This is a genomic window from Nostoc sp. (genome assembly GCF_036917675.1).
Taxonomy (GTDB): domain Bacteria; phylum Cyanobacteriota; class Cyanobacteriia; order Cyanobacteriales; family Nostocaceae; genus Nostoc.
In genome coordinates this window covers 95,200-118,375 of the sequence record NZ_JBALCT010000052.1, presented here as the reverse complement: position 1 = coordinate 118,375, position 23,176 = coordinate 95,200, and the positions used below count along the sequence as shown (strand labels likewise).

The 23,176-nt window shown below is 43.1% G+C and carries 21 protein-coding genes, 1 pseudogene and 1 CRISPR repeat array; of the genes and pseudogenes, 14 read left to right on the top strand and 8 right to left on the bottom strand.

All coding sequences use genetic code 11. The features are described 5' to 3' along the window. Positions 1-243 precede the first annotated feature (243 nt). From V7K31_RS19665 to V7K31_RS19655, 3 genes are read left to right on the top strand one after another with little or no spacing between them, the layout of a single operon-like run. Positions 244-453, top strand: coding sequence for a 2-oxoisovalerate dehydrogenase E1 subunit beta (locus V7K31_RS19665; protein ID WP_335096274.1), 210 nt, complete (start codon positions 244-246; stop codon positions 451-453). Next, entirely contained in the window at positions 450-692 is a 243-nt protein-coding gene (locus V7K31_RS19660; RefSeq protein WP_334970486.1) for a type II toxin-antitoxin system HicA family toxin, read from the top strand. Before V7K31_RS19665 ends, V7K31_RS19660 begins: the two co-directional genes overlap by 4 nt. 42 nt (positions 693-734) lie before the next feature. After that, positions 735-878 (top strand): hypothetical protein, encoded by a 144-nt coding sequence (locus tag V7K31_RS19655; protein ID WP_335096273.1) that lies wholly within the window; start codon positions 735-737, stop codon positions 876-878. 129 nt (positions 879-1,007) lie between these two features. Here V7K31_RS19655 and V7K31_RS19650 read toward each other — a convergent pair whose 3' ends face one another. The 4 genes from V7K31_RS19650 to V7K31_RS19635 all read right to left on the bottom strand — a co-directional run bounded on the left by V7K31_RS19650 (position 1,008) and on the right by V7K31_RS19635 (position 3,652). Then, positions 1,008-1,220: a DUF6887 family protein gene (locus V7K31_RS19650; RefSeq protein ID WP_335096271.1), complete on the bottom strand. Its 213-nt coding sequence runs from the start codon at positions 1,218-1,220 to the stop codon at positions 1,008-1,010. Continuing rightward, a complete protein-coding gene (locus V7K31_RS19645; protein WP_442941329.1) occupies positions 1,217-1,393 on the bottom strand; it encodes a DUF6888 family protein in 177 nt (58 codons plus the stop codon). The genes V7K31_RS19650 and V7K31_RS19645 overlap by 4 nt, the downstream gene beginning before the upstream one ends. Positions 1,394-1,527: 134 nt before the next feature. Further along, entirely contained in the window at positions 1,528-2,484 is a 957-nt protein-coding gene (locus V7K31_RS19640) for a heme o synthase (RefSeq protein ID WP_335096268.1), read from the bottom strand. Between the two features lie 217 nt (positions 2,485-2,701). Next, entirely contained in the window at positions 2,702-3,652 is a 951-nt protein-coding gene (locus V7K31_RS19635; RefSeq protein WP_335096266.1) for a COX15/CtaA family protein, read from the bottom strand. 404 nt (positions 3,653-4,056) lie between these two features. On the opposite strand from V7K31_RS19635, the gene V7K31_RS19630 reads away from it, so the two are divergent. From V7K31_RS19630 to V7K31_RS19605, 6 genes are all read left to right on the top strand, one after another. Then, positions 4,057-5,145: a cytochrome c oxidase subunit II gene (locus tag V7K31_RS19630; RefSeq protein WP_335096265.1), complete on the top strand. Its 1,089-nt coding sequence runs from the start codon at positions 4,057-4,059 to the stop codon at positions 5,143-5,145. Positions 5,146-5,212: 67 nt separating this feature from the next. Next, on the top strand, positions 5,213-6,949 hold the full coding sequence (gene ctaD, locus V7K31_RS19625; RefSeq protein ID WP_335096297.1) for a cytochrome c oxidase subunit I: 1,737 nt from the start codon (positions 5,213-5,215) through the stop codon (positions 6,947-6,949). A gap of 136 nt (positions 6,950-7,085) precedes the next feature. Beyond that, on the top strand, positions 7,086-7,712 hold the full coding sequence (locus V7K31_RS19620) for a cytochrome c oxidase subunit 3 (protein WP_335096264.1): 627 nt from the start codon (positions 7,086-7,088) through the stop codon (positions 7,710-7,712). A gap of 763 nt (positions 7,713-8,475) precedes the next feature. Then, positions 8,476-8,895: a zinc ribbon domain-containing protein gene (locus V7K31_RS19615; protein WP_335096295.1), complete on the top strand. Its 420-nt coding sequence runs from the start codon at positions 8,476-8,478 to the stop codon at positions 8,893-8,895. Between the two features lie 229 nt (positions 8,896-9,124). Continuing rightward, positions 9,125-10,387: a serine/threonine-protein kinase gene (locus V7K31_RS19610; protein ID WP_335096263.1), complete on the top strand. Its 1,263-nt coding sequence runs from the start codon at positions 9,125-9,127 to the stop codon at positions 10,385-10,387. 164 nt (positions 10,388-10,551) lie between these two features. Then, a complete protein-coding gene (locus V7K31_RS19605; protein ID WP_335096261.1) occupies positions 10,552-11,628 on the top strand; it encodes a PstS family phosphate ABC transporter substrate-binding protein in 1,077 nt (358 codons plus the stop codon). A gap of 26 nt (positions 11,629-11,654) precedes the next feature. Here the strand turns inward: V7K31_RS19605 and V7K31_RS19600 are convergent, their stop codons facing one another. After that, positions 11,655-12,971, bottom strand: a complete 1,317-nt coding sequence (locus V7K31_RS19600; protein ID WP_335096259.1) for a CCA tRNA nucleotidyltransferase — start codon at positions 12,969-12,971, stop codon at positions 11,655-11,657. 86 nt (positions 12,972-13,057) lie between these two features. On the opposite strand from V7K31_RS19600, the gene V7K31_RS19595 reads away from it, so the two are divergent. The 3 genes from V7K31_RS19595 (at position 13,058) to tsaB (ending at position 17,505) form a co-directional block, all read left to right on the top strand. Beyond that, the gene (locus V7K31_RS19595; protein ID WP_292790237.1) at positions 13,058-13,306 is read left to right on the top strand and encodes a Ycf34 family protein; all 249 of its coding nucleotides are present in this window, start codon (positions 13,058-13,060) and stop codon (positions 13,304-13,306) included. Between the two features lie 919 nt (positions 13,307-14,225). Further along, entirely contained in the window at positions 14,226-15,626 is a 1,401-nt protein-coding gene (locus V7K31_RS19590) for an esterase-like activity of phytase family protein (protein WP_335096257.1), read from the top strand. A 621-nt stretch (positions 15,627-16,247) separates the two neighbouring features. Next, a CRISPR array of direct repeats spans positions 16,248-16,783; the repeat unit is 31 nt; unit sequence TTCAATCACTTCCCCTCACGGGGATGGAAAC. Positions 16,784-16,848: 65 nt separating this feature from the next. Continuing rightward, positions 16,849-17,505 (top strand): tRNA (adenosine(37)-N6)-threonylcarbamoyltransferase complex dimerization subunit type 1 TsaB, encoded by a 657-nt coding sequence (tsaB, locus tag V7K31_RS19585; RefSeq protein WP_335096256.1) that lies wholly within the window; start codon positions 16,849-16,851, stop codon positions 17,503-17,505. Between the two features lie 25 nt (positions 17,506-17,530). On the opposite strand, the gene V7K31_RS19580 is transcribed toward tsaB, so the two are convergent. Beyond that, positions 17,531-18,448 carry an AEC family transporter gene (locus tag V7K31_RS19580; protein ID WP_335096294.1) on the bottom strand — a complete coding sequence of 306 codons (918 nt, stop codon included), beginning with the start codon at positions 18,446-18,448 and terminating at the stop codon, positions 17,531-17,533. A gap of 102 nt (positions 18,449-18,550) precedes the next feature. Between V7K31_RS19580 and V7K31_RS19575 the strand changes: the two genes are divergently transcribed. Further along, positions 18,551-19,354, top strand: a complete 804-nt coding sequence (locus tag V7K31_RS19575) for a M15 family metallopeptidase (RefSeq protein ID WP_335096255.1) — start codon at positions 18,551-18,553, stop codon at positions 19,352-19,354. A gap of 261 nt (positions 19,355-19,615) precedes the next feature. Here V7K31_RS19575 and V7K31_RS19570 read toward each other — a convergent pair whose 3' ends face one another. Continuing rightward, positions 19,616-21,178, bottom strand: a complete 1,563-nt coding sequence (locus tag V7K31_RS19570) for an RNA-guided endonuclease InsQ/TnpB family protein (RefSeq protein ID WP_335096254.1) — start codon at positions 21,176-21,178, stop codon at positions 19,616-19,618. A 34-nt stretch (positions 21,179-21,212) separates the two neighbouring features. On the opposite strand from V7K31_RS19570, the pseudogene tnpA reads away from it, so the two are divergent. Beyond that, positions 21,213-21,608: pseudogene (gene tnpA / locus V7K31_RS19565) on the top strand (IS200/IS605 family transposase); the annotation flags it as partial. Positions 21,609-21,805: 197 nt separating this feature from the next. On the opposite strand, the gene V7K31_RS19560 reads toward tnpA, so the two are convergent. Continuing rightward, positions 21,806-22,939, bottom strand: a complete 1,134-nt coding sequence (locus tag V7K31_RS19560) for a heavy metal-binding domain-containing protein (RefSeq protein WP_335096252.1) — start codon at positions 22,937-22,939, stop codon at positions 21,806-21,808. Positions 22,940-23,176 lie beyond the last annotated feature (237 nt).

Genomic DNA, 23,176 nt, shown 5'->3' with positions numbered 1-23,176 from the left:
TGCCTCCAGCCGCTTACTGGGGAGCGATAAACTCTATATTATTAAGCTAACAAAAGTTGACTTAAACTGGAGATACCACTAGAAGTAAATCTGCTCAAAAATATAAATACTCGTGAAACTTAATCAGCAGAAAAATTCACTTGTATTTACAGCCGGAATCAATTGAGTTAGCCCCTGGTGCGATCGCACGATAAATTGTTGTCTCATGAGCGCTCGTAAAATTTAGTAATTAAGGGAAGAGCTATGACTGAAATTGTATTTCTCGTTGAAGATGATCCAGATGGTGGCTATACAGCTAGAGCTTTAACCGAGTCAATTTTTACTCAGGCTGACGATATAGAAACACTACGGGAAATGATCCGTGATGCGGTTCACTGCCATTTTCCTAATGAACATAACCGTCCTAAAATCATTCGGTTACACATAGTCCGTGATGAGGTAATAGCTTCTTGAAACTCCCACGAGACTTATCTGGTTCAGAATTAGTTAACGCTTTAGCTCGTCTAGGATATGAGATTAGTCATCAAAAGGGTAGCCACATTCGGTTAACTACTCAACAGAATGGGGAGCATCATATCACGGTTCCTGCTCATGACCCTATTAAAATTGGTACACTTAACGCCATACTGCGAGATGTTGCTGCTCATGCTGGTTTAACTCGTGACGAATTACTTGCATTGCTTTTTCCATAGCGATAAATGAGTGAGTGTAATTAATGTTTAATAAATTCACTTATGACTAAAACTTTAGTTGCGATGCCGATAGCGAAGCGTAAAGCCTTCTCCTACGGAGACGCTGCGCGAACGGCATGGCTTTGCTTAGAGCGAGTCTTCTCCCAAGGGGAGATGCCAAAGGCGATAGCGTCACGAGCGTCATAGCCCGTCGTAGACATCACAAATACGCCAAACTCTAATTATTCTGTATATTTTGTAATTTCTGAAAATGCGTAGTTTACCGCCGTAGGCATCGCGCCCTTTTACCAACGCGATCGCTTGACTATTTAAAGCTTATACTCTACCTTCTCCGTCTTTACCGATTTTCTCAAGAAACTCAGGGTAATTATTAAAGTCATCCATTGAATTCAAAGGTGGCATTGTTACCCAATTTGCTTCTGTCTTAGACTTATCCATGTAAGCATAGAAAGCTTCATTATCGTCTTGATGAGCCAGCACATAGACTCGTAATTCTTTCAGGCTCATTTGATTAAAATTTGGTTTCATATTTTAAATGTCCATTTCCCATCACGCTGAATTGCTATCTCGGTTTCTTCACCAGCTATGATGACTACTTCGCCTGTGCGTTCATCTAAACGTACTAGATAAACAGGTTGATACATCATAGTTAATCTTCGGCAAAGAAAAAAGTACTGTAGAGTTTGTTCTGCTGTTGGAATAATTCAGTAGTCCTCAATATATTGTATTTATCAGTCTAAAACTTTAGAAGTAGCAGAGCAAGAGCGATTGCGCCTTGGAGAAACCGGGTTTTTTCCAAACCCGATTTCTGGAAGCTGAAATCCCCAGCTAAGAATTAGCCGATTAATAAATTCAGCTGATTAATCACCGCACTAATTAGATTATGGGTAATAGGAAGACTATCCACCACCATCCCCAGACACAACAGCATCATGTAGGAAATGGAATAGAGAAACAACTCTTTAGCTACAGCGCGATCCTCTGGATTTTGCAATAACCGCCAAGATTTGTAGATAAATAATCCTCCCAGAATTACGGCGATCGCACCATAAAGAATTCCACTTGCGCCCAAGGGATAAACCAATAACACGGTCGCAACTACCGTAAGCAGGGTATAATACCAAATCTGCTTGACAGTTGCCGTAGTACCTTCAATCACAGGTAACATTGGTATCCCAACTTTTGCGTAGTCATCTTTAATCATCAGAGCTAAAGCCCAGAAATGGGGTGGTGTCCACAAAAAGACGATGCCAAAAATTAACCATGCTGACCAGCTTAAAGTGCCTGTGACAGCAGCCCAACCCACTAACGCCGGAATTGCCCCAGCAGCCCCACCAACAACGATATTCTGGGTGGTGTGGCGTTTCAGCCAGTGGGTATAGACCAAAATATAAAAGACAATGCCAGAGAAGGCTAGTAGGGCGGCTAACAGGTTGGCAAATACTGCTAGGAGTGTAAAGGAAATCGTCGCCAGTGCGATCGCAAAAATTAGAGCATCGCGCGGCTGCACCTTACCCGAAGGTATCGGACGATGGCGCGTCCGCTCCATGTCATAATCAATATCCCGGTCATAGACACAATTAATCGTCTGGGCGCTTGCAGCAGCCAAGGTGCCACCAGTGAGAGTTACTAGCAACAGCAATGGGTCTACTTCACCCTTAGCAGCAATCCACATACTCCCAGCCGTAGTAATCAAAAGCAACGGAATAATCCGAGGCTTCGTTAGCTGGTAGTAACTTTGAATTACCTGTAAAAATGTTTCGTGGTGGCGAGAGACATTAGTCTCAATCATTTTGGCTCTGGTTCCTTATTTTTCAACAACTTAATGCAGCCCCCGCTCAAGCTGGCTCTTTCAGGCAAATGAAAACACAGATTTTCTACACCTGCGTGGGTCCGCATCATCAGTGCTGAGTGCTGAGTTATGAGTTATGAGTGCTGAGTGCTGAGTTATGAGTTATGAGTTTAATATTCGTCCCCTGCTTTCCCTGCTCTCCCATCTCCCCTACTCCCTACTCAGCACTCAGTACTCGTGACTCAGCACTGACTGACTTAGCACTAACTGAATCACGCAGTGCGAAAACTGTGAAAACCACCAAAGTACCCAGCAAAGTAGCTCCTATAGCTTGGTGAGAGACGGTGAGAGGCTCGACTTGGAGATGTAATTTGAAAGTGGCAAATCCCAACAAGATTTGTAAGGTCAACAACCCACCTGCCATATTTGCCAGTCGCCGTAAGGCTGGATGTAGTGCTGGTGTCCGCCAACAGATAAATACCATTGCCAAGGTTGTCACTGTTGGGGGCACCAAACCAGCAATATGGCTGTACATCACAGTACAAAGTTGAGAACCGCCAAGGCATTGGTGTACCGCCCAACGAGAGCCTACCAAAGCACCTAGCAGACTTTGCAGGTAAACCAAAACAGCAGCAGTTAAACTTACCCAAGGCAACTTACCAACGGTTCCAGTCCCCTGATAGGGTGTGAGTGCCGTGCCGATAATCAGGAGGGTGCTAAAAAATAACAGTGCCGTGCCTAAATGAGCGGTAACGATATCAAACCGCAACAGTTCGGTAACGGTGAGTCCTCCCAAAATGCCTTGGAAGACGATTAAAAACAGAGCGAATGTGGATGCCCAAGGCAGCCAAGAGGGTAAGAAACGACGATGCCACCAGGATAAACCGAAGAGTGCGATCGCGCTTACACCAATTAAAGCTGCATCCAATCTGTGAAACCATTCCAAAAACACTTGGAGATTCATTTGCTTGGCTGGCACCAGTTCGCCATAGCATAAGGGCCAGTCTGGGCAAGCAAGTCCAGCATTCATCACACGGGTGGCACTGCCTATTGCCATCAAAATTAAGGTGGCTATGCAAATTTTCCACACCAAGCGCCGAATCATTTCCTTGGGCTTTTGCTGCTCAACTGCCGCTTCATTTTGTTGTTGTAGGACAAATTCGCTCATGAAGGATACTTTCTGCCCGCTCTTGGTGGATCTGTTAAAATTTTCAATTTTCTTTTAGCGTCCTATCTTCACCCTAGCGTATAGGCAAAGGGTTTATAGATTAGCACTCACTTATACTTTGAATCACTCCAGAAAGGTTTTGCCTGAAGCTTTAGGTATTTTTCAAGATGTGAAAAATTGATTAGTGACAATTAATTTAAGCATTCTAAATTTTTCCTTAAATTTTTCTACTGATTCATATCTACTTTTGGCAGTATCTGATAGTCACCTTGTACTCAAAATTAGTAAAATAGTTAAAAAAATTAATAAAAATTTCAGACCTTTGGACTCTATGCCTTCCAGCCTAGACTACCTTAGTAAGTGAGCAGGTTTAAGATAACGTAGTAAATTCAATTAAGTAAGCCGTGAAGATTCCAAGTTCAATCTGGACATTACTGATTGGCATCGTACTAACGCTAGCCAGCTTTTGGTACGGTCAAAATCACGGTCTGTTGCCAGCAGCCGCAACGGATGAAGCCGTTTTGGTGGATGGTCTATTCAACACGATGATGGTTGTTTCTACAGGTATATTCCTGCTCGTTGAAGGTATTTTAATTTACTCTGCATTTAAATACCGTCGGCGTGCAGGTGACAATGAAGACGGACCACCAGTTGAGGGCAATGTACCTCTAGAAATTCTCTGGACGGCAATCCCAGCAATTATCGTTTTCGGCATTTCAGTTTACAGCTTTGATGTCTACAACGAAATCGGTGGCTTTGATCCCCATGCGATCCATGAAGCACCGATGAATCAGCAGTCGATGAAAATGCCAGGGCATGGAACCGCACTCGCGGCTACTTTAAGGGATACTCCTGGCAGCAGCGAACCCAACCTCAATCAAGAAAAATCTGATCAGGCAATGCAAGATCCAGCTACCGCAGAAGTTCGTAATGCTGACCAAATTCCCCAACTGCGGAATGCCCCAGGTGTAGGTAGTGTTGCTCCGACAATTGGCGGCAGTCCTGAAAAAGCAGGCAAACCAGCAGAATTACGGGTCAACATCACTGGTCTACAATATGCCTGGATTTTCACTTATCCTGAAACTGGTATAACTACAGGTGAAATGCATGTCCCCATCGGACGGGAAGTGCAAATCAATATGACAGCCAACGATGTCATCCACGCCTTTTGGGTGCCAGAGTTCCGCCTGAAACAAGATGCGATCCCTGGTAGACAAAGCGAGATTCGCTTCACACCCAAAAAAGCAGGCGATTATACTCTGATCTGCGCTGAACTTTGTGGCCCCTACCACGGTGCAATGAGAGCGCCAGTAGTTGTTGAGACAGAAGAAGCCTTTGACAAATGGATGCAGGAGCAGCTAGTTGCCAGCAAAGAAATGCTAAATCAAGCCGTTGCTGTTAACCCTGCCGATCTATCTCCAAATGATTTTCTTGCTCCTTACACCAAGGACATGGGAATTCAGCCAGAAATCCTCCATCAAGTTCACCATTAGTCAATATGTTATTTAGTCAAAATCCAATGACTAATGACTAATGACTGATGACTAATGACTAATGACTATGACCCAAGCTCAGTTGCAAGAAACTGCCAATATCCCCGCCCTTCTTGAGGAACCAGGGAGCAGAAAATGGCAAGACTACTTTGGCTTCAACACCGACCATAAGGTGATTGGGATTCAATACCTAGTCACTTCGTTTATTTTCTACTGCATTGGTGGCGTAATGGCTGAATTGGTTCGTACAGAACTGCGAACCCCAGAGGTAGATTTTGTCACCCCAGAAGTCTACAATAGTCTGTTCACGCTGCACGCCACGATCATGATTTTCCTCTGGATCGTGCCAACCGGGGCAGGGTTTGCTAACTATCTAATTCCCCTGATGATTGGGGCAAAAGATATGGCATTTCCTCGGCTGAATGCTGTTGCCTTTTGGATGATTCCGCCTGCGGGTGTGTTGCTAATCGCCAGTTTAGTAGTGGGCGATGCACCCGATGCCGGTTGGACTTCCTACCCTCCCCTAAGTTTGGTAACAGGACAAGTGGGTGAAGGCATTTGGATTATGAGTGTCCTACTACTGGGTACGTCCTCAATTTTGGGGTCGATAAATTTCCTTGTGACATTGCTGAAGATGCGTATTCCCAGCATGGACATACACAAAATGCCCTTGTTCTGCTGGGCAATGTTCGCCACTTCTTCACTGGTTTTGGTATCAACCCCAGTATTAGCAGCAGGTTTGATTCTGCTTTCCTTTGACTTAATTGCTGGGACAACATTTTTTAACCCGACTGGCGGTGGCGACCCGGTAGTATACCAACATATGTTCTGGTTTTACTCCCACCCAGCAGTTTACATCATGATTTTGCCATTCTTTGGCGGAATTTCAGAAATTATCCCCGTTCATTCCCGCAAGCCGATTTTTGGCTATAAAGCGATCGCTTATTCCTCTCTCGCCATCAGCTTTTTAGGGCTAATTGTTTGGGCGCACCACATGTTTACCAGTGGTGTCCCCGGTTGGTTGCGGATGTTCTTTATGATCACCACCATGATCATTGCCGTACCCACGGGAATTAAAATATTTAGCTGGTTAGCAACCATGTGGGGTGGAAAAATCCAGCTTAACAGCGCTATGCTATTTGCCATCGGCTTTGTTGGCACTTTTGTGATTGGCGGGATCAGTGGCGTGATGTTGGCAGCAGTGCCTTTTGATATTCACGTTCACGATACCTATTTTGTCGTTGCACACTTGCACTATGTCCTATTTGGTGGTAGTGTTCTCGGCATTTATGCGGCGATTTACCACTGGTTCCCGAAAATGACGGGACGAATGCTGAACGAATTCTGGGGTAAGGTTCACTTTGCCTTGACAATTGTCGGTCTAAACATGACCTTCTTACCCATGCACAAGCTGGGTTTAATGGGCATGAATCGCCGTATTGCCCAGTATGATCCCAAATTCACCACACTGAACGAAATCTGCACCTATGGTTCTTATATACTGGCAGTCTCAACATTTCCCTTCATCATCAATGCCATTTGGAGTTGGTTGTATGGCGAGAAAGCTGGTAATAATCCTTGGAGAGCACTTACCTTAGAGTGGATGACGACCTCACCACCAGCGATCGAGAATTTTGATCAAACTCCAGTACTGGCTACAGGCCCCTATGATTACGGTTTGGAAAGGGCTAAAGAAGGTGTACCTTTGTATGATCCCAATCCAGTCTTATCTGGTGGCCCAAACTCAGTATTAAGAGCAGAACCCGACCCAGCAGTTGCCGCCAATCCCGAAGACCGGAAATAAATAGGGCATGGGGCAATTCAATTTTGGATTTTGGATTTTAAATTTTGGATTAAATTTCAATCTAAAATCCTAAATCCAAAATCTAAAATTCTTGCTCCCCCCTTCCCCACTCCCCACTCCCCACTTATCAAAATTCATGCAAAGTCAAATAATTGACCCAGCTAAAACTGAACTAAATCATCACCAAGCGGCGGAAGCGTCCGTCGGTCATCATGAAGAACATCCAGACCATCGCCTGTTTGGTTTGTTTGTCTTTCTAATTGCTGAAGGGATGATTTTTATGGGACTGTTCGGAGCCTACTTGGCTTTCCGTGCTACCTTACCTGTGTGGCCGCCAGCCGGTACCCCAGAATTAGAACTATTGCTACCTGGGGTCAACACCATCAATCTAATTTCTAGTAGTTTTGTCATGCACAATGCCGACACTGCGATTAAAAAGAACGATACGCGGGGTGCGCGAATCTGGTTAGCAATTACCGCTATAATGGGTGCTATTTTCTTGGTGGGTCAAGTATATGAATATACCCATTTAGAATTTGGTTTAACTACCAATTTATTTGCTAGTTCATTTTACGTTTTGACTGGTTTCCACGGATTGCACGTTACCATCGGAGTTTTGGCAATTGTTGCCGTGTTGTGGCGATCGCGCGTTCCGGGTCACTACAGTAACAAAAAGCACTTTGGTATTGAAGCAGCCGAAATCTACTGGCACTTCGTTGACGTGATTTGGATTATTTTGTTCGGATTAATGTATTTACTGTAAGTATTAATTATTAGTTGTTCACTCCACGCGAACAACTTAATCAGCCTCCCTTTGGGGGCTTTTTTAATTAACAGAATGCTGCTATAGCAATCCTAAATCATTTGTGAAAATTACATATCTCTTTCTTTTTTCTTCTCTTTGCGTCCTTCTCTACGCGAAGGCGTTCTTGGCGGTTCGTTTCCTGATCTATATTTTTCACGACTCATTTAGGACTGCTATATTGCAGCTAGCTACCCTTAGCTCGACTTTATCCAAAATTAAGAACTCGCTTTTATTTATCCAGCAAAAACCCTAGCTTTTTCGCAAATACTTTTTCCACGTCACAGATTATCGATGAAGTAAAAAAAGTAAAACTCGTGTCCCACAAAGGTTTCAGCAATAGCGATTGCGTTGCGAAAAAAATGGATAAAGTCGAGCTTAGTTTTCATGGGATCTGAATGCTAAATGCAACTGAGTTATTGCAAGTAAAATAGATGCGAATAAAAGGTGGGAAAAGTCGGAAAAGTGGGATGTTTTGTAGAAATTATTGAATAACCACTTAATATCCTGTAAATTAATATGTTAAAGACAGAGTAAACCATTAACAATTCAAAATTAAAAGCATTTTCAGACGAAGTGAAAAGTGTGGTCTTCTCTCAAGGGGAGTAAGTGGCGTGAGACGCTAAAAGCGTTAGCGAGTGTCTGGCGATTTCCCCTATGAACAACTGCGTCAAGAAAGGTAAGCGCAAAAAGCAAAAGGCTGGACTGAATAAGTCTATTCTTGATGTTGGATTTGGAATGCCCAGAAGCGCCATTAAATATAAAGTCGAGCAAATTGGTGGTGTGTATTATCGAAGTTCCAGCACGCCAAGTAAAACCTTCTCAAACCTGTCCTAAATGTGCAAATCAGCACAAAAAGACACTCGATATTCGAGTTCATGAATGTGGTATTTGTAATTATGTTCAGGATAGGGACATCGCTGCTGCTGAAGTAATGCTTTATTGGGCGAAAGGTACTCTACCGGGATTGGGAATCAGTGTCGTAGGCGCAGAGTCGTCTAGCTCTACTTCACACACCCCAAAACTTGCGGGAAGTATGAAGCAACTAGGGGCGAAGAAGCATCAGAAATCTCAAAGTAACTTTGTCACTAACGACTTGGGGAATGTAGAAACCCCAATTTCAGGCGAAGCAAGATTGGGGTAGTTCATGTGATAAGATTATTGAAATATTCCAGAAATAAATTTATATTAAAATACCTATAAGGTAAAAGTATTAAATGAACTAGTTAAACAGCTAACCATAAAACTGCTCCAAAGCATAGGTAGCCTGAAAAGCTGACTGCCTCAAATACACAAATCTAGCGGCAAGTATTCATAAACTCACTCAAGCTCTGCTCTGAATGGTCAGCAAATTAACAAGTAGTATACGCCACATGAGCCAGAACCCTCTAGTCAGAAAAACACTTCGGAGTCGCTTTGAGACTGTCAAACTGCTCGAAAGCGGAGAATCTGGTGATACTTACTTGTTAACAGGTGCTAGACATAACAGATATCAACACTCTATCGCCAAAAAAAGACTTCGGAATCGCTTTGAGATTGTCAAACAGTTAGGAAGTGGAGGCTCTGGTGATACTTACTTAGCAATAGACCTGGATTTACCAGGACAACCCCATTGTGTCGTCAAACATTTCCACCCAAAAGATCCTAATCCTGCTATTCTACCCATCGCTAAAAGCCTATTTGATCGGGAAGCAGAAGTTTTATACCAGCTAGGCAACGACCACGATCAAATTCCTAGACTGTTTGCCCATTTTGATGAAGATGGGGATTTTTATTTAGTCCAGGAATTTATTGACGGTCATGCCTTGACTCAAGAAATTGTACCAGGTCAGCGTCTTAGCGAGAATGCAGTCTTAAATTTATTAAAAGAGATCCTGGAAGTGCTGGACTTCGTTCACCAACATAACATTATTCACCGGGATATTAAGCCCCAAAATTTAATGCGGCGGCACTCCGATCAGAAAATTGTGCTAATTGATTTTGGGAGTATTAAGAAAATTGGTGCTTTGGGAGCAGGCTTAACAATTGCTGTTGGGACTCCTGGCTATATGCCAAGCGAACAGGCTAAGGGAAAGCCAAAACTTTGCAGCGATATCTATGCAGTAGGTATGATTGGCATTCAAGCTTTGACAGGTTTAATACCTGAGCAACTACAAGAAGATCCTAACACTGGAGAAGTTATCTGGCATGATCAAGCACAGGTAAGTGACGCTGTTGCAAATATTTTAGATAGAATGGTTTGCGATCGCTATAACCAGCGTTATCAATCTGCCGCAGAAGCTTTGCAAGCGCTTAATTCTGATTTGGCGTTCTCACAGTCATCACAATCTGCTGACATAAAGCAAAACACTGATGATAGCTATTGGCTAACTTATAAAAACTTTCTTTTGCTACTAGGAATAGGGCTTGGTGCTACCACTAGTCTGATAGTAATAATTTTAATCTATACATTTATTAATACAGGTACATCGCCTTCAAACCAACCTACTCAATTAAATAATTCTATAGAAAAATTATTTAAGTCACGGTTTACTAATGTTAATGTGAATAGCCTAATAGCCCAATCAGCTACTAACAGAGGAGTCTATAAAAGCAATTCCACCATTACAAAGACTACCACAGAAAGAGCAAATTGAATCTCACTAGATTAGAAAGAATTAATCATGTATTAGCAATCATAAAACTGTCTATTAACTGGTTTATTAAACATTCACTTATAACTTATAATCTCTAGACATTATTATAGAATAAATACCTATAAATTCCTGTAAGATAAACACAATAAAGCACATTTAAAGGTATGGACAATACAAATCAAAAAAAAGCTATCATTAATAACGAAATAGCCCTCTTTCTAAGAGGTTTGATTATTGGTAAAGTGCTGACACTTATAGTTATTGGCGGACTGCTTTGGTGGTTACTCAAGCCGAATTTATTGTCCCGCGATAGCGTTAACTCTTCCTCTAATCAAAGTTTCAATGCAGGCTCTAATAATGTATCAGCTTTTCAGACAGTTGCTGATGTCCCCACTGGCTCATTTAATTACGGAGGCAGTACAGCTTGGGCATCTATCCGGCAATTGGTAGATTCTCAGATCCAGAGCGTTCGCCCTGAACTACAATTACGTTACGTAGACCCTGTTAATGGTAGCCCTGGTTCTAGCTCAGGCATTCGGATGTTGCTTGATGGACAACTGGACTTTGGTCAGTCCTCCCGTCCCCTTACAGATGAAGAACAAGCTATGGCAAAAGAGCGAGGCTTTAGCCTTGAGCAACGTCAGGTGGGTATGGATGGGATAGCAGTGGTAGTCAACCCATCACTCAATGTGTCAGGTTTAACTGTTGACCAATTGCAGAAAATTTATTTGGGGCAAATTACTAACTGGAATCAAGTAGGTGGGCCAAACTTACCCATCACACCTTTATCCCAACAACAAAAGGACGCAGATACAGTAATATTTCCTAGCAATAGCGACTTGAAAGATCAAGCACTTGGCTCTAATGTGCAGTATGTCTACTCTACTACAGAGGCAGTGCGCCAACTTAGCAAAACCCCTGGTGGTATATATTACGCTTCTGCCCGTTCAGTAGTACCTCAATGTAGTGTGAAGGCTTTGCCATTGGGTCAGACTTCTGGTCAGCTAATTTCCCCCTATCGCGAACCTATGGTGTCGCCTGAGCAATGTCCACGTCAACGCAACCAGCTAAATATTCAGGCTATCAAAAATCGCAGCTATCCCATTATCGCTAACTTGTCTGTGATTATTAAGCAAAATAAAGGTCGGGAACAGCAGATTGGGGATGTCTATGCCAAACTTTTATTAACTGACCAGGGGCAAAAGGCAATTGAACAAGCTGGTTTCGTTGGGGTTCGCTAGTAGATTTGAAGAACAATAGAAATTGATCAAGTCTCAAGTAACTGACGTGCAAATGCGATCGCCTCGGTTGGTGTTAAGACTTTTCCCTCAGCTTGTGCTACGGCAATTTCTGCCAACAGTTGGCCGATGATTGGCGAAGCTGGAATATTTAATGCTACGATCAACTCCTTCCCGCTCACTAGTGCAGTGGGATGAGCGACCAGATCATCAGGGTTCAAGTAGCGGTTGATCAAAGGTGCCAAGACTTGGTAGCCCCTTGCTTTAGTTTCCTCTGTTGTAGCAACTGCTGTGTGTAGTGGCTTGTCACCAGACATCGCCTCTACCAAATTATTAAGTGCCATAGCTAGCACTGCTATAGCGGGAAACACCATATCTGCATCATGGAACAAAAAGTATTGTTCTCGCAAGGACATATCAACTACTTGAACCTGCGGTAATAGTTTCAGAGCAGTGATTACACCCCGGATTTCGGCACGACTATAAGTTAATTCCTGTAGCTCTATTTCTGCTAATTCCGGATCTGGGTTGACAAGACAAGCAAGTTTGGCAATACCTAACCAAGTGGTTTTGATACTATCGCGGACATACTCTTGCAGTTGTGCGCCTAATTGTGGCCAATTTTGGCTGAGTAAGGCAGCTGCATTGTCAACTGCTGCGAGTTTGATCAAGCTTTCACGGGTGGCGTTTTTGAAGAAAGGGGCAAGTAAACCATCTTCCCAAGCACTTGTAATCCAAGGAGTACCCTGAGAATTTGCCAGTAGATAGCCAATTTCTACCCGAACTCGTTCGGCTGCAACTTTGCTAATATGTGATGTTAAAGAACGAATTGCGGCTTGGGTAGCTGGCTCAATAGTAAAACCTAATTGGGCGGCTTGGCGATAACCTCGCATTAACCGCAAAGGGTCATCTTTTAGGTTAGCGGGTGATACCATTCGCAAAATGCCCTGTTGTAAGTCTAGACAACCTTGCAGAGGATCGATAATTTCTTGCGTATGAGGATTATAGGCGATCGCATTTACTGTAAAATCTCGTCTGTGCAAGTCAACTTCTAAACTATTTCCTTCCTGTTGGGCAAAATCAGCTGTGGCGTGGGGAAAAACCACACGAGCAATTTGTCGTTTGGCATCAAGTAACACAAAACCAGCTTTGTAATGATGAGCGATCGCTCTCGCTACCTTTACCGCCTTAGATGGTATAACAAAATCTAGATCCAGATATTCGCGAGTTCTGCCAAGGATAGCATCTCGGACAGCGCCACCTACCATGTAAGCCGGTTGTGGCAGCCATTCCAAGCTAAAAGGCCAATTTTCGGGAGCTAGGGTAGAAAGAAATGATTCCTGCATTTTAATAAAAATCAACCCAGCAATTCATGAATAACAGTTGGGCTTAAGCTAGATTAACAATAAAGGCGCCTGGAGTTGGTTCTATTATGTGTATTTGCGTGAATTGCCACTATGTAGACAGCTGTTTTACCTATCATGCCGTAGAAGGGCAGCACCAACAGCCTCACTTGACCGAAACACCAAATTTTGATCCGAATGAACCTTCGATCAATGTCAACATTCGGACTAAAGAGGATGTAATTGAAATGGAATGGGATGTTGTTGGTTGTCTGAGCTTTAAGCGGGAAACGGGTAAGTGGTCGAAGTTGCGTCCTGGTGAATTAGTGCCGACTTGATAGAAAATGATCAGTATATCTTAAAGGTGACTACTGCACCAAACAGCAGTAGTCGTAGATATTTTTGTAGATAACTATAAGGGTAACTTTACCCACATTTTTCATAAGTGACAAATGCGGGTAAAAAAGTATGTACTCTCGTTTCCCTTCTTATATCATGTCCGCATAATTAGTTATTCTAACCACAATCATTACACCCCCCCTCTTAATCCCCTGCTTGCTTGCGGGGAGGGGAGACAAAGCGTAGCTTTGGCGGGGTGGGGTTCTTTGGGTTTACAGCTATTTTCAGGTAAATAGACCACGCAATAAGGGCACAGCATTGCTCATAGGTGTCAACTTAACGTGAAAACCAGTCTCTAACTACAATACCTTCGCCAATTTTTTAGAATGCCCGTAGAATGCGGGTTTTGGGCTATGGGTTTAAACCTCAATTCAAAAGCCTGAAACCCTTACTGTCTAAATAATTTAGCTTTTTTGTCTAGCTGTAACCCTCTAATTTTGGCGAAGGTATTGTAACTAGCTTTTAGATTGTCTCGTTAAGAGTCTCCGACTGGGAATGCCGTTCTAGAGGCGGAGCCTCTTGAAAAGCGGCAGAGCCGCCAAGAGCAGCATTTCCAGCCAGAGTCTGGAAACGAGGTTTTAAAGGGGTTTGCGCTTAAGTTGACACCAATGAGCATTGCTGTGCCCGTACGAAAGATGTGGTTCAAATAGATGAAAACTGCTGTAATAAGTAATTAAGCGGACTTGATATTATGCCCAGTCCATAGCTTCACTTAATACTGGCGGACATGAGCAATTCATGAATTAACTTTTATTTAATATTTGCTTAAGAATAGCTTAATCATTAGGCATACATAATGATTAAGTAAAAAAAATACAATGTCCCTCAGTAAATATTGCCCCTAGTAGGAATACTGATATGCTCAAGAGAAATCTCATTCTGTTCTTGTTAGCGTCATTTTTTGCTGCCCCCGCCGCCAACGCAGAGGTTAAGCTGATCGCAATTGGGAGCCTAAGCGGTAACATCAGCGATCTCTCCAGAAAAACCTCCGCTCCGCTCGAAAGCGGTGTTCCAGGAAACGTCCTCGGTGGTTTTGGGTCAGGACTGGCCTACGCTGGCCGTAACACCTTCATCGCTGTCCCAGATCGGGGTCCGAATGCCAAGGCATACAATAGCGCTGTGGATGACACAACATCCTACATCAACCGCTTTCAAACTATCAGTCTGAAACTCGTACCAAGCCACCTTGGTTCAGCGTTGCCCTTTACTCTTACTCCTTCTCTAATTGACACAACCCTGCTATCGAGCAAGAAACCTCTAGACTATGGGACTGGGATGGGACTGGGGCTGCCGAGCGGAGTCCCTGCCCTAAATGCCAAGAATACCTACTATTTCACTGGACGCTCAGACAACTTCGACCCCACCCAGATATCGACCAATCCCAATGATGCCCGCTTCGATCCTGAGGGCGTGCGTGTATCCAATGATGGTGAGTCCATCTTTATCTCCGATGAATACGGACCCTATGTGTACGAATTCAACCGCGAGACAGGTAAGCGCATCAAGGTCTTTACGCTCGACAGCAAGTTCGCAGTCAAAAACCTAAGTCCTGTTGGTGCTACAGAGATTAGCAGTAACACGTCTGGACGTGTTGCGAACAAGGGTATGGAAGGACTTGCGATTACCCCTAATGGCAAGACTCTAGTCGGCATCATGCAGAGTCCACTAATCCAGGATGGGGGTACTAATGGCGCTTACACCAGAATTGTTAAGATCGACATTGCAACAGGTGCCACCAAGGAATACGCCTATCAGTTAGATAATATCGGCACCGCAGCTAAACCGAAATACCCGACAGTAAGTGAGATTTTGTCCATCAACGATCGCGAATTCCTAGTAGACGAACGAGATGGCAAGGGGTTGGGCGATGGCTCTCAAGCTGCCTTCAAGAAAATATACCATATCGATCTGACGAATGCTCAAGAAGTAAGCAATATCACCGGGGAAAGTAATCTTGCTGGTAAGGCAGTTAGCAAGACTCTGTTCCTCGATGTAGTAGCTACGCTGACTCAGAATGGGATCAAAACAGAGGACATACCTGCCAAGCTTGAAGGTTTGGCTTTCGGATCAGATGTGGTTATCAACCGCGTAATCAAGCATACGCTTTTCATCACCAACGATAACGACTTCATTGGTACCATAACGCCGGACACTTACCATCCAGCAGGTATCGAGAACCCAAACAAGTTTTTCGTCTTTGCAATTGACACTACTGACATTCCAGGTTTTGTACCCCAGAAGATTAAAGGAGGGTATTAATATCCAGGGTTCCGGGAAAGAGAATGATCGCAATATCTCCTGTGGGGTGGGCATCTTCCCATTGGTGTTAAGTTAACAAAATTAGAGTCTTGTCAAATGGGGAAAACTCAACGTATAGCAATCCCATGTCCAGATCCCCGACTTCTTTTAGATGTCGGAGATATAAATTTGAAAAATTTTGATCCGAATAAAGCTTCTATACAATGTCAACATTCGGACTCAAGAAGATGTGATTGAAATGGAATGGGATGTTATTCGGTAAATGGGTAAGTGGTCGAAGTTGCATCCTAGTGAATTAGTGCCGATTTGACAAGTTAACAGTAGTATGTTATATTTATGCCCATTAATAACAGAACCTTGACAATTCAATACCAAGTTTCCTAGTGAAAGCAAAAATATTTATTTTGACTTTACACACGTAACTTTTTCGAGGGGGTATGGCGATCGCTCAAACCCTTATTCTTTCGTTGACCCCCTCGATAAGCTGCTGTGTAAGCGTTTGAGGGGTGTACTGTTACCTTTTTTGTCAATAATTTAGACTTATTGACAAATAAATTAGACCCCCTCGAAAATGACCCTTCAAAACCAGTCACAGTAAGGGTTATAAAAGGGTAGGGTTTCTTCAATCACTTCCCCTCACGGGGATGGAAACCTTTAGTAGCACCACCACTAATTGAAGAAAAAGCAGTTTCTTCAATCACTTCCCCTCACGGGGATGGAAACTTTAGCAAACGGACAACTAGCTGGGATTAGTTTGAGTTTCTTCAATCACTTCCCCTCACGGGGATGGAAACTCTATATTGAACTCTTGGGTTTCTGGAATTACAATCGAAGTTTGTTCAATCACTTCCCCTCACGGGGATGGAAACTCAAAATCTTGCTCTTTCCCATCTTTCGATGTTTTTGTTTCTTCAATCACTTCCCCTCACGGGGATGGAAACAGATAATAATCCCTTCCCAGAACATACCAGATAATAAAGTTTCTTCAATCACTTCCCCTCACGGGGATGGAAACCTAATCCAACTTTAAGTTCATGGATGCCACGTTTAGTTTTTTCAATCACTTCCCCTCACGGGGATGGAAACAGGTGTAAGTTGACCACTAAGGTCGAGTACATAAAGTTTCTTCAATCACTTCCCCTCACGGGGATGGAAACTTGACTATGATGTGGTTGAATAGATAAATCAAGTACACTCTAAAAAATCAATATTTTAATTAACTTTGACCACAGAACTAAAACACCTCACAACAAAAAAATATGCTTTATCACTGCACACCACCACTCCCGAATTGGGTTTGGCAGTTAGTAATTTTGCAGGTGAGACTCGCTCTCAAGTTTGGAATTTGGGGCGTGATTTATCTAGCTTAATACATCAATATTTAATTGAATTTATCAAACCCCAAACTTGGGCAGATTTGTCTTATATCGCAGTTGCAAAAGGACCTGGCGGCTTTACGGGAACTCGGATTGGTGTTGTCACTGCTCGTACTTTGGGGCAACAGTTAGATATTCCTGTATTTGCGATTTCAACTTTGGCTGCGGTAGCTTGGTCAGAAGCAGGCAAAAGTCAAAATCCCAAAACTATTGCTGTGGAAATGCCAGCACAACGAGGTCAAATTTTTGCTGCTATTTATCAGTTTGAGCCAGATGATTCTAAACTAAGAGCGTGTTTGTCAGATAGAGTTTTGACACCAGAAGCATGGCAGGAAACTTTAGCGAATTGGAACACTAATTATCAGCTGATTCAAGCTCAATCTGGGCTAGCAGCGACGGTGACAAGTATTTTGGAACTAGCTAATCTCGATTGGCAAGAGGGGAAGTGTCCTAATTGGTCAGAGGCTTTGCCATATTATGGGCAGCACCCAGTAGAAGTTTAAGCGATCGCATCGCATCACACCCAAATCAAAACAGCCACAGCCAAACTGGGAGAGTCACCAGCAATAGTATAGCCCCAGCAGCTAAAGCAGTTACTGCCAGATCGCGATCGAGATTGAATGTCTCAGCAATTACCAGTGTGGCGAAAGCTGGAGGCATGGCCATTTGTAGCACGATGACTTTTGCGATCGCCCCAGTTAATCCAAACAGTGGTAAAATACTCCCCAATATCAAGGGAACCAGCAACATTTTGATTCCCAAGCTTATCACTGCTTGTGGTAAGCTACGCCAAGACTTGAGCAGCGCCAGTCGCATCCCAATTAACATCAAAGATAAAGTTACGACACTCCAAGCAAATTTCTCTAACCAGAATTCCGCGACTGTGGGAATTGTCACCTCCCGAAACAGCAAGCCAAATCCGAAACCCCACAGGGCAGGATTAATTAAGATGGACTTAGCAATCTGCCAATGATTATGTACACCGCCGCCAAAACGCGCTGCTAGTAACACACCCAAGCCATAAGTTCCTGGGAATGAACCGAACAAATCGTAAAATAGCGCCCAAGCAAAGTATTCCTTGCCTACCATTGCTAAAGTAATGGGAAAGCCAAGATAACCTGTGTTACCCAACATTGCTGCTAATATCAAGCTAGCCTGAGTCGATTGTTGGGGGACGGTATTTTTAAAATAGGCTTGTCCTTTAATGGCTAGCCAAGCTAAAAATCCTCCTAGTAAAATGGCTAAGTAAGCGAAGGCAGGTGCAATCCAAATTTGCCCCGACAAGCTAGATCGATGCAAAAACGATACTATGCTTATGGGTACTCCCACCCGAAAAAGGAACTGTCCCAAACGTGTAGGAACTGTCACAGGTAGTTTGCGTCCCATAATAAAACCTACCAGGACTAATCCTCCCAGCTTGACGTATAGTTCTAAAAGGTTTATCAAGATTGCGCCTAAAAACCACAGATGTAAAATGCTAGCTGTTACGTCTACTTTTGTCCAGTGCAAAATCTGTTATGGCTATCCCACAGAAACAGGAGTTTACCCTTGAATAAGGCTGGGTTTTCTGGAAAACCGCAAAACTCATCGAATGACTTTGGTGATGATATTCCAGTGGCTGTACGCGATACCCCTGATGCAACACCTAAAATTTGGTTGCAAACTCGAATTGTCCTGATTGGCGGAGTTGCAGGATTTGTCCTGCTGGCTTTAATTAGCGGTTTTTTGTTTTTCGTCACTGCACCCAAAAAAACCGCCGATTCTCAACCCTCGCCCACTACTTCTGCTCCTGCAACTCCAGCAGCATCTACTAATTCTAGCGATACTGTGTTAGGGCATTTTCCATACCCAGAAGCCCCTGAATCAGAACTAGTAACCATCTTTGCAAATAGGGGCATTAGAATGCGAAAAGCTGCTGCCCAAAAGTTTGAGGAGATGGTAGCAGCAGCGCGGAGTGCAGGTGTAATTTTAGTACCTATTTCTGGCTTTCGCTCAGTCAAAGATCAGGAGCAGTTATTTTTTGCTGTCGGTGCCCAACGAAATCAGACGCCAGCAGAACGAGCTGCCCTCAGCGCTCCTCCTGGTCATAGCGAACATCACACAGGTTATGCTGTGGATATTGCAGATGGAGCAGTACCAGCAACTAATCTCCAAACTAACTTTGACCATACCAAGGCTTATCAGTGGATGCAAGCAAATGCAGCGCGTTTCAGCTTTGAAATGTCATTTCCTAAAGATAATGTTCAAGGTGTGAGTTATGAGCCTTGGCACTGGCGTTTTGTAGGCGATCGCAACAGCTTGGAAATGTTCTACAAAGCCAGAAATTTAAAACCCGCTAAGTTGCCTCAATAAAAGTTGATCTAGAAGACCGATTCAGTAATCGGGGAGCAAAAGAAAAATTAGGTGAAGTAAATAATGGAGACGAAAATAGACTAAAAGCTTGCCAGCCAATGCTTATAGCGATAAGTAAGATACTACCCGTCGTCCTGAGTGCAAACAACGGGCAGAATCTTGAAATAAGTTTTCTAAGGTGTTTTGGATGCGATTTGTGTTCAGTCCCCTATTTTACCTTTGGTATTTTGACACTCCCCGCCCTAAAGGGAACGGGGATTCTTAATTGAACAAACTTAACTGTTCAAATAATATCCGCTTTTCAGGCATTACCTTAGATGTACGGTTCCTGCCCTGATTCTGTTCGCCATTACTGGCAGAATCATAACTGACAAGCGTGACTTTCCGAGAGTCCCCCGGTAGGTTTTTACGTCTTATGCTGACGAATTTTAAATTGGCTCTACGCAAAATTGTACGAGAAGCTTGCGTATCGGCATGGTCAATATGACCACAGCTTTCACAAATAAATTTCTCGCCATCTCTATTGTCTTTACTAATATGATGGCAGTCCGAACATTCCTGAGATGTAAACTTAGGATTAACTGATAATACAGGCTTGCCAGATTTCATTGCTAACCAAGCAATCAAAGAATTCAGTTCACCCCAACTAGCATCAGATATGGAGCGGTTCAATCCACGTTTTGCAGATTGTCCATTAGCCATGAATCGCCCTTTCTCTCTTTTAGGTTTACAGCGACACTTCATAGCTTTGATATTTAGATCCTCTTGAACAATCGCAGTAGCACTATGAACAACTTTATTGGCTGCTTTCCATTGATAATCATTTCGTTTATCCGCAATCTTTTTATGGAGCTTGGCTACTTTACATCCCGCTTTACTGCGATTCTTAGAGCCTTTGATTTTACGATTAATCCGGCGTTGCCTAATTCTTAGCTGTCTACGGGTCTTTTTGTTGGTTGAGAATTTGGGGTTTTCAACAAAAGATCCATCTGACAATGAAATAAATTTGTTAATTCCGACATCAATACCTACAGCCGATTTGACAGTTTCAATAAGACTAATAACTGGTAATTCATTTACTAGATTAAGCAGTACGCTAATGTACCAGCCATCTGCTTTTTTTATTACCGTAACGGAACGGAAAGCGACATCATTGGGGATAGCGCGACTATCTAAATATCGCATATCCCCAATTCCGGGTAAGTAGACATGGGAATAGCAGTCTTTACGTTTCCCATTTCTGTCAGTCTTACCATCCCGCTTGATATCAAATTGAGATTGTCCCGGCTTGTACTGGAAACTATTAAAATTAGAGACTTTTCTGAAAGCAGGAAAACCGCGTTTATGCTGAAAGAATCCGTTGTAAGCCGTATCTAACTTAGCTAAGTTGCCTTGTAAAACATCTGAGTTAATTCGGGCATAGTAGGGATTTTCAGACCTTAACTCAGTAGTTCTTTTACTTTGAACATCTGCTGCACTGCCCCATTTTAAAGTGCCTTTACTGCTTTTGGTTAAGCCAGCAGACATTACACCATGCTTGACGACTGGACACGTTAACGGGCATGAGGCGCCGTACTCAGCACGAGTTTCAATATCAGAGTAAGCGGCATAGCCATACATCACGGGCTTCACTGAGTCTTGATTATTAGTTTCAAAACCGCGCTTGCGTTCTGCTAGACAATAGTTTCTATGTTTCCGAAGTGTTACAAGCCACTGACCCATAAGTGCTTGTTGCGCCTTATTCGGTTGTAGTTTGTAATTCCAACGGACTTGTATAGATAGTTTGTTGTTTGCTTTGTTGTTTGCTCTTAACCAATGATACACTACAAAGGTAGAACTTTATAAAAAAAGGAGGAAAACATCTTACCAGTATCGCCATTACAATCACTCGGTCGGGTTAGCGGTTGTTCATTTAGTTTGGATACCAAAGCGGCGCAAAAAAGTATTGATTGGAGATGTAAAAACCCGACTGATTCAAATCTTTCAAGAGTTGGCAATAGAAAAAGAATGGGCAATTAGGGCAATGGATATAGCACCTGACCACATTCATCTTTTTGTCGAAGTTCATCCTACCGATGCAATTAATCAAGTCGTGAAGGCTTTTAAAGGTAGGTCTGCTTACTTGCTGCGTCTTGAATTTCCAGAATTAAAAAAGCTGCCGTCTCTATGGACAAACAGCTATTTTTTCACAACTGCTGGAAACATTGCTGCTGATACTATAGAAAGGTATATCAACGATCCTCATCATGGTTGAGAATATCTGTAGGCGGTTAAAACGCGAAATGCGCCGGGGGAAACTTCCCCCGATCACTTTCGCCGCTCGTGTGCGTTTTCCTCTTCGGGCTAAAGCCACGAAGCTCCCAACGCTACCGCGCTTCTCTTGTGGGTTGATGTTGAGCTTTATATCATTGACATCCTCCCCACCTTACTTGGTAGAAGGTGGGGAGAATGTCAAGAGGGTTGATTTAATTTGGTCATGAGAGTACCTTCAGCTGTGTTTATAAAGGTGTCTCGATCTGGAATAATTGCTTGGGGTATTAAAGTAGTGGAGTGAGTGGTAATTCCTGGCAGCTTTTTGACAGCAGTGCCGATCGCCATAAACTCTATAATGCCACTACCTAACTGATAAACATAAGTTTTAATACCAACAACTTGGTCAGCTCCACTATTACGAGCATCAGTAGCGATGTGAGCAATGGCTTGTTCGCGTGCTTCATAAATTAATGTAGTCAATTCATTAATTTCACCACGGACAAATGACTTGAATGCTGATGTGATTCCCCCAACAAAACCAAGAGAATATACGGAAACACCCAAAAGCAACTTTAAAGGCATATAACCCAGGTTGATCAGGTTCCACATTTCTTGATTAGTTAAATCGCTGGTAATAGGAGTTTGACTAAAGGCTACTTTAAGGGCGGGATGGTAAGAAGCAGTACCAATCATCACCATCTCTTGCATCCCGGCAAAGGGAATAATTGATGTCTGAATTCCAACCACAGCATTAGCCCCTGTACTTAAGGCTTCAGACTCAATTCGCTTTAAGGCTAAGTGACGAGTTTGGTTGAATATTTCGGAAAATTCTTTAATTTCTCCGCGTTTTAAACTTTTGAGAGAGCCGAGTATTCCACCGCCTAATCCAATGGAGTAGGCAACATTGCCAAAGACAAATTTTTTGGGTGCAAATCCGGCATCAATTTGGCAATAGAGTTCCTGTCCATCGGCGGAAGTAGAAAATTCTAATTTTTCGGATTTTTCTTCACCTTGGTGAACACAGGAGCCAATAGAGAGGAATTCAACATTGCCGACTTGTTGCACTAAATCATTAGAAACGCCTGTGATGCCAATTCCGCCATGCTTTTGTGCTTCAGCCGACATCCGCGCATAAGCTTTTTGCCTTCCTTCATGAATCATGCTGGTGACTTCGGTGACTTCTCCGCCGACAATGGTTTTTAGTCCTGATGCAATTCCCCCAATTAGCCCCAGTGAAAAGACACTGTTGCCAATGACTAAATCTCCTGGATACATACCCTGTTGTCGAAGACAGAAGATTTCATTGCCAGAGAGTCCGCTGATTGCAACCATGCTTTTGACTCCAGTAATTAAGATGAGTGTATGATAACCCCGTTCCAAATGGGGAGTTATATCATGTCCGCCAAATTACCCATAATAAAAGAACCCCACTCCCAACCCCTAAGAGCCTGCGGGGAGGGGAGACAAAGCATAGCTTTGGCGGGGTGGGGTTCTTCGGATTTAATAAGTAATCAAGCGGACATGATATAGGACTAGTATTTGATTTTTGAAATACACGTAGGGTGTGTT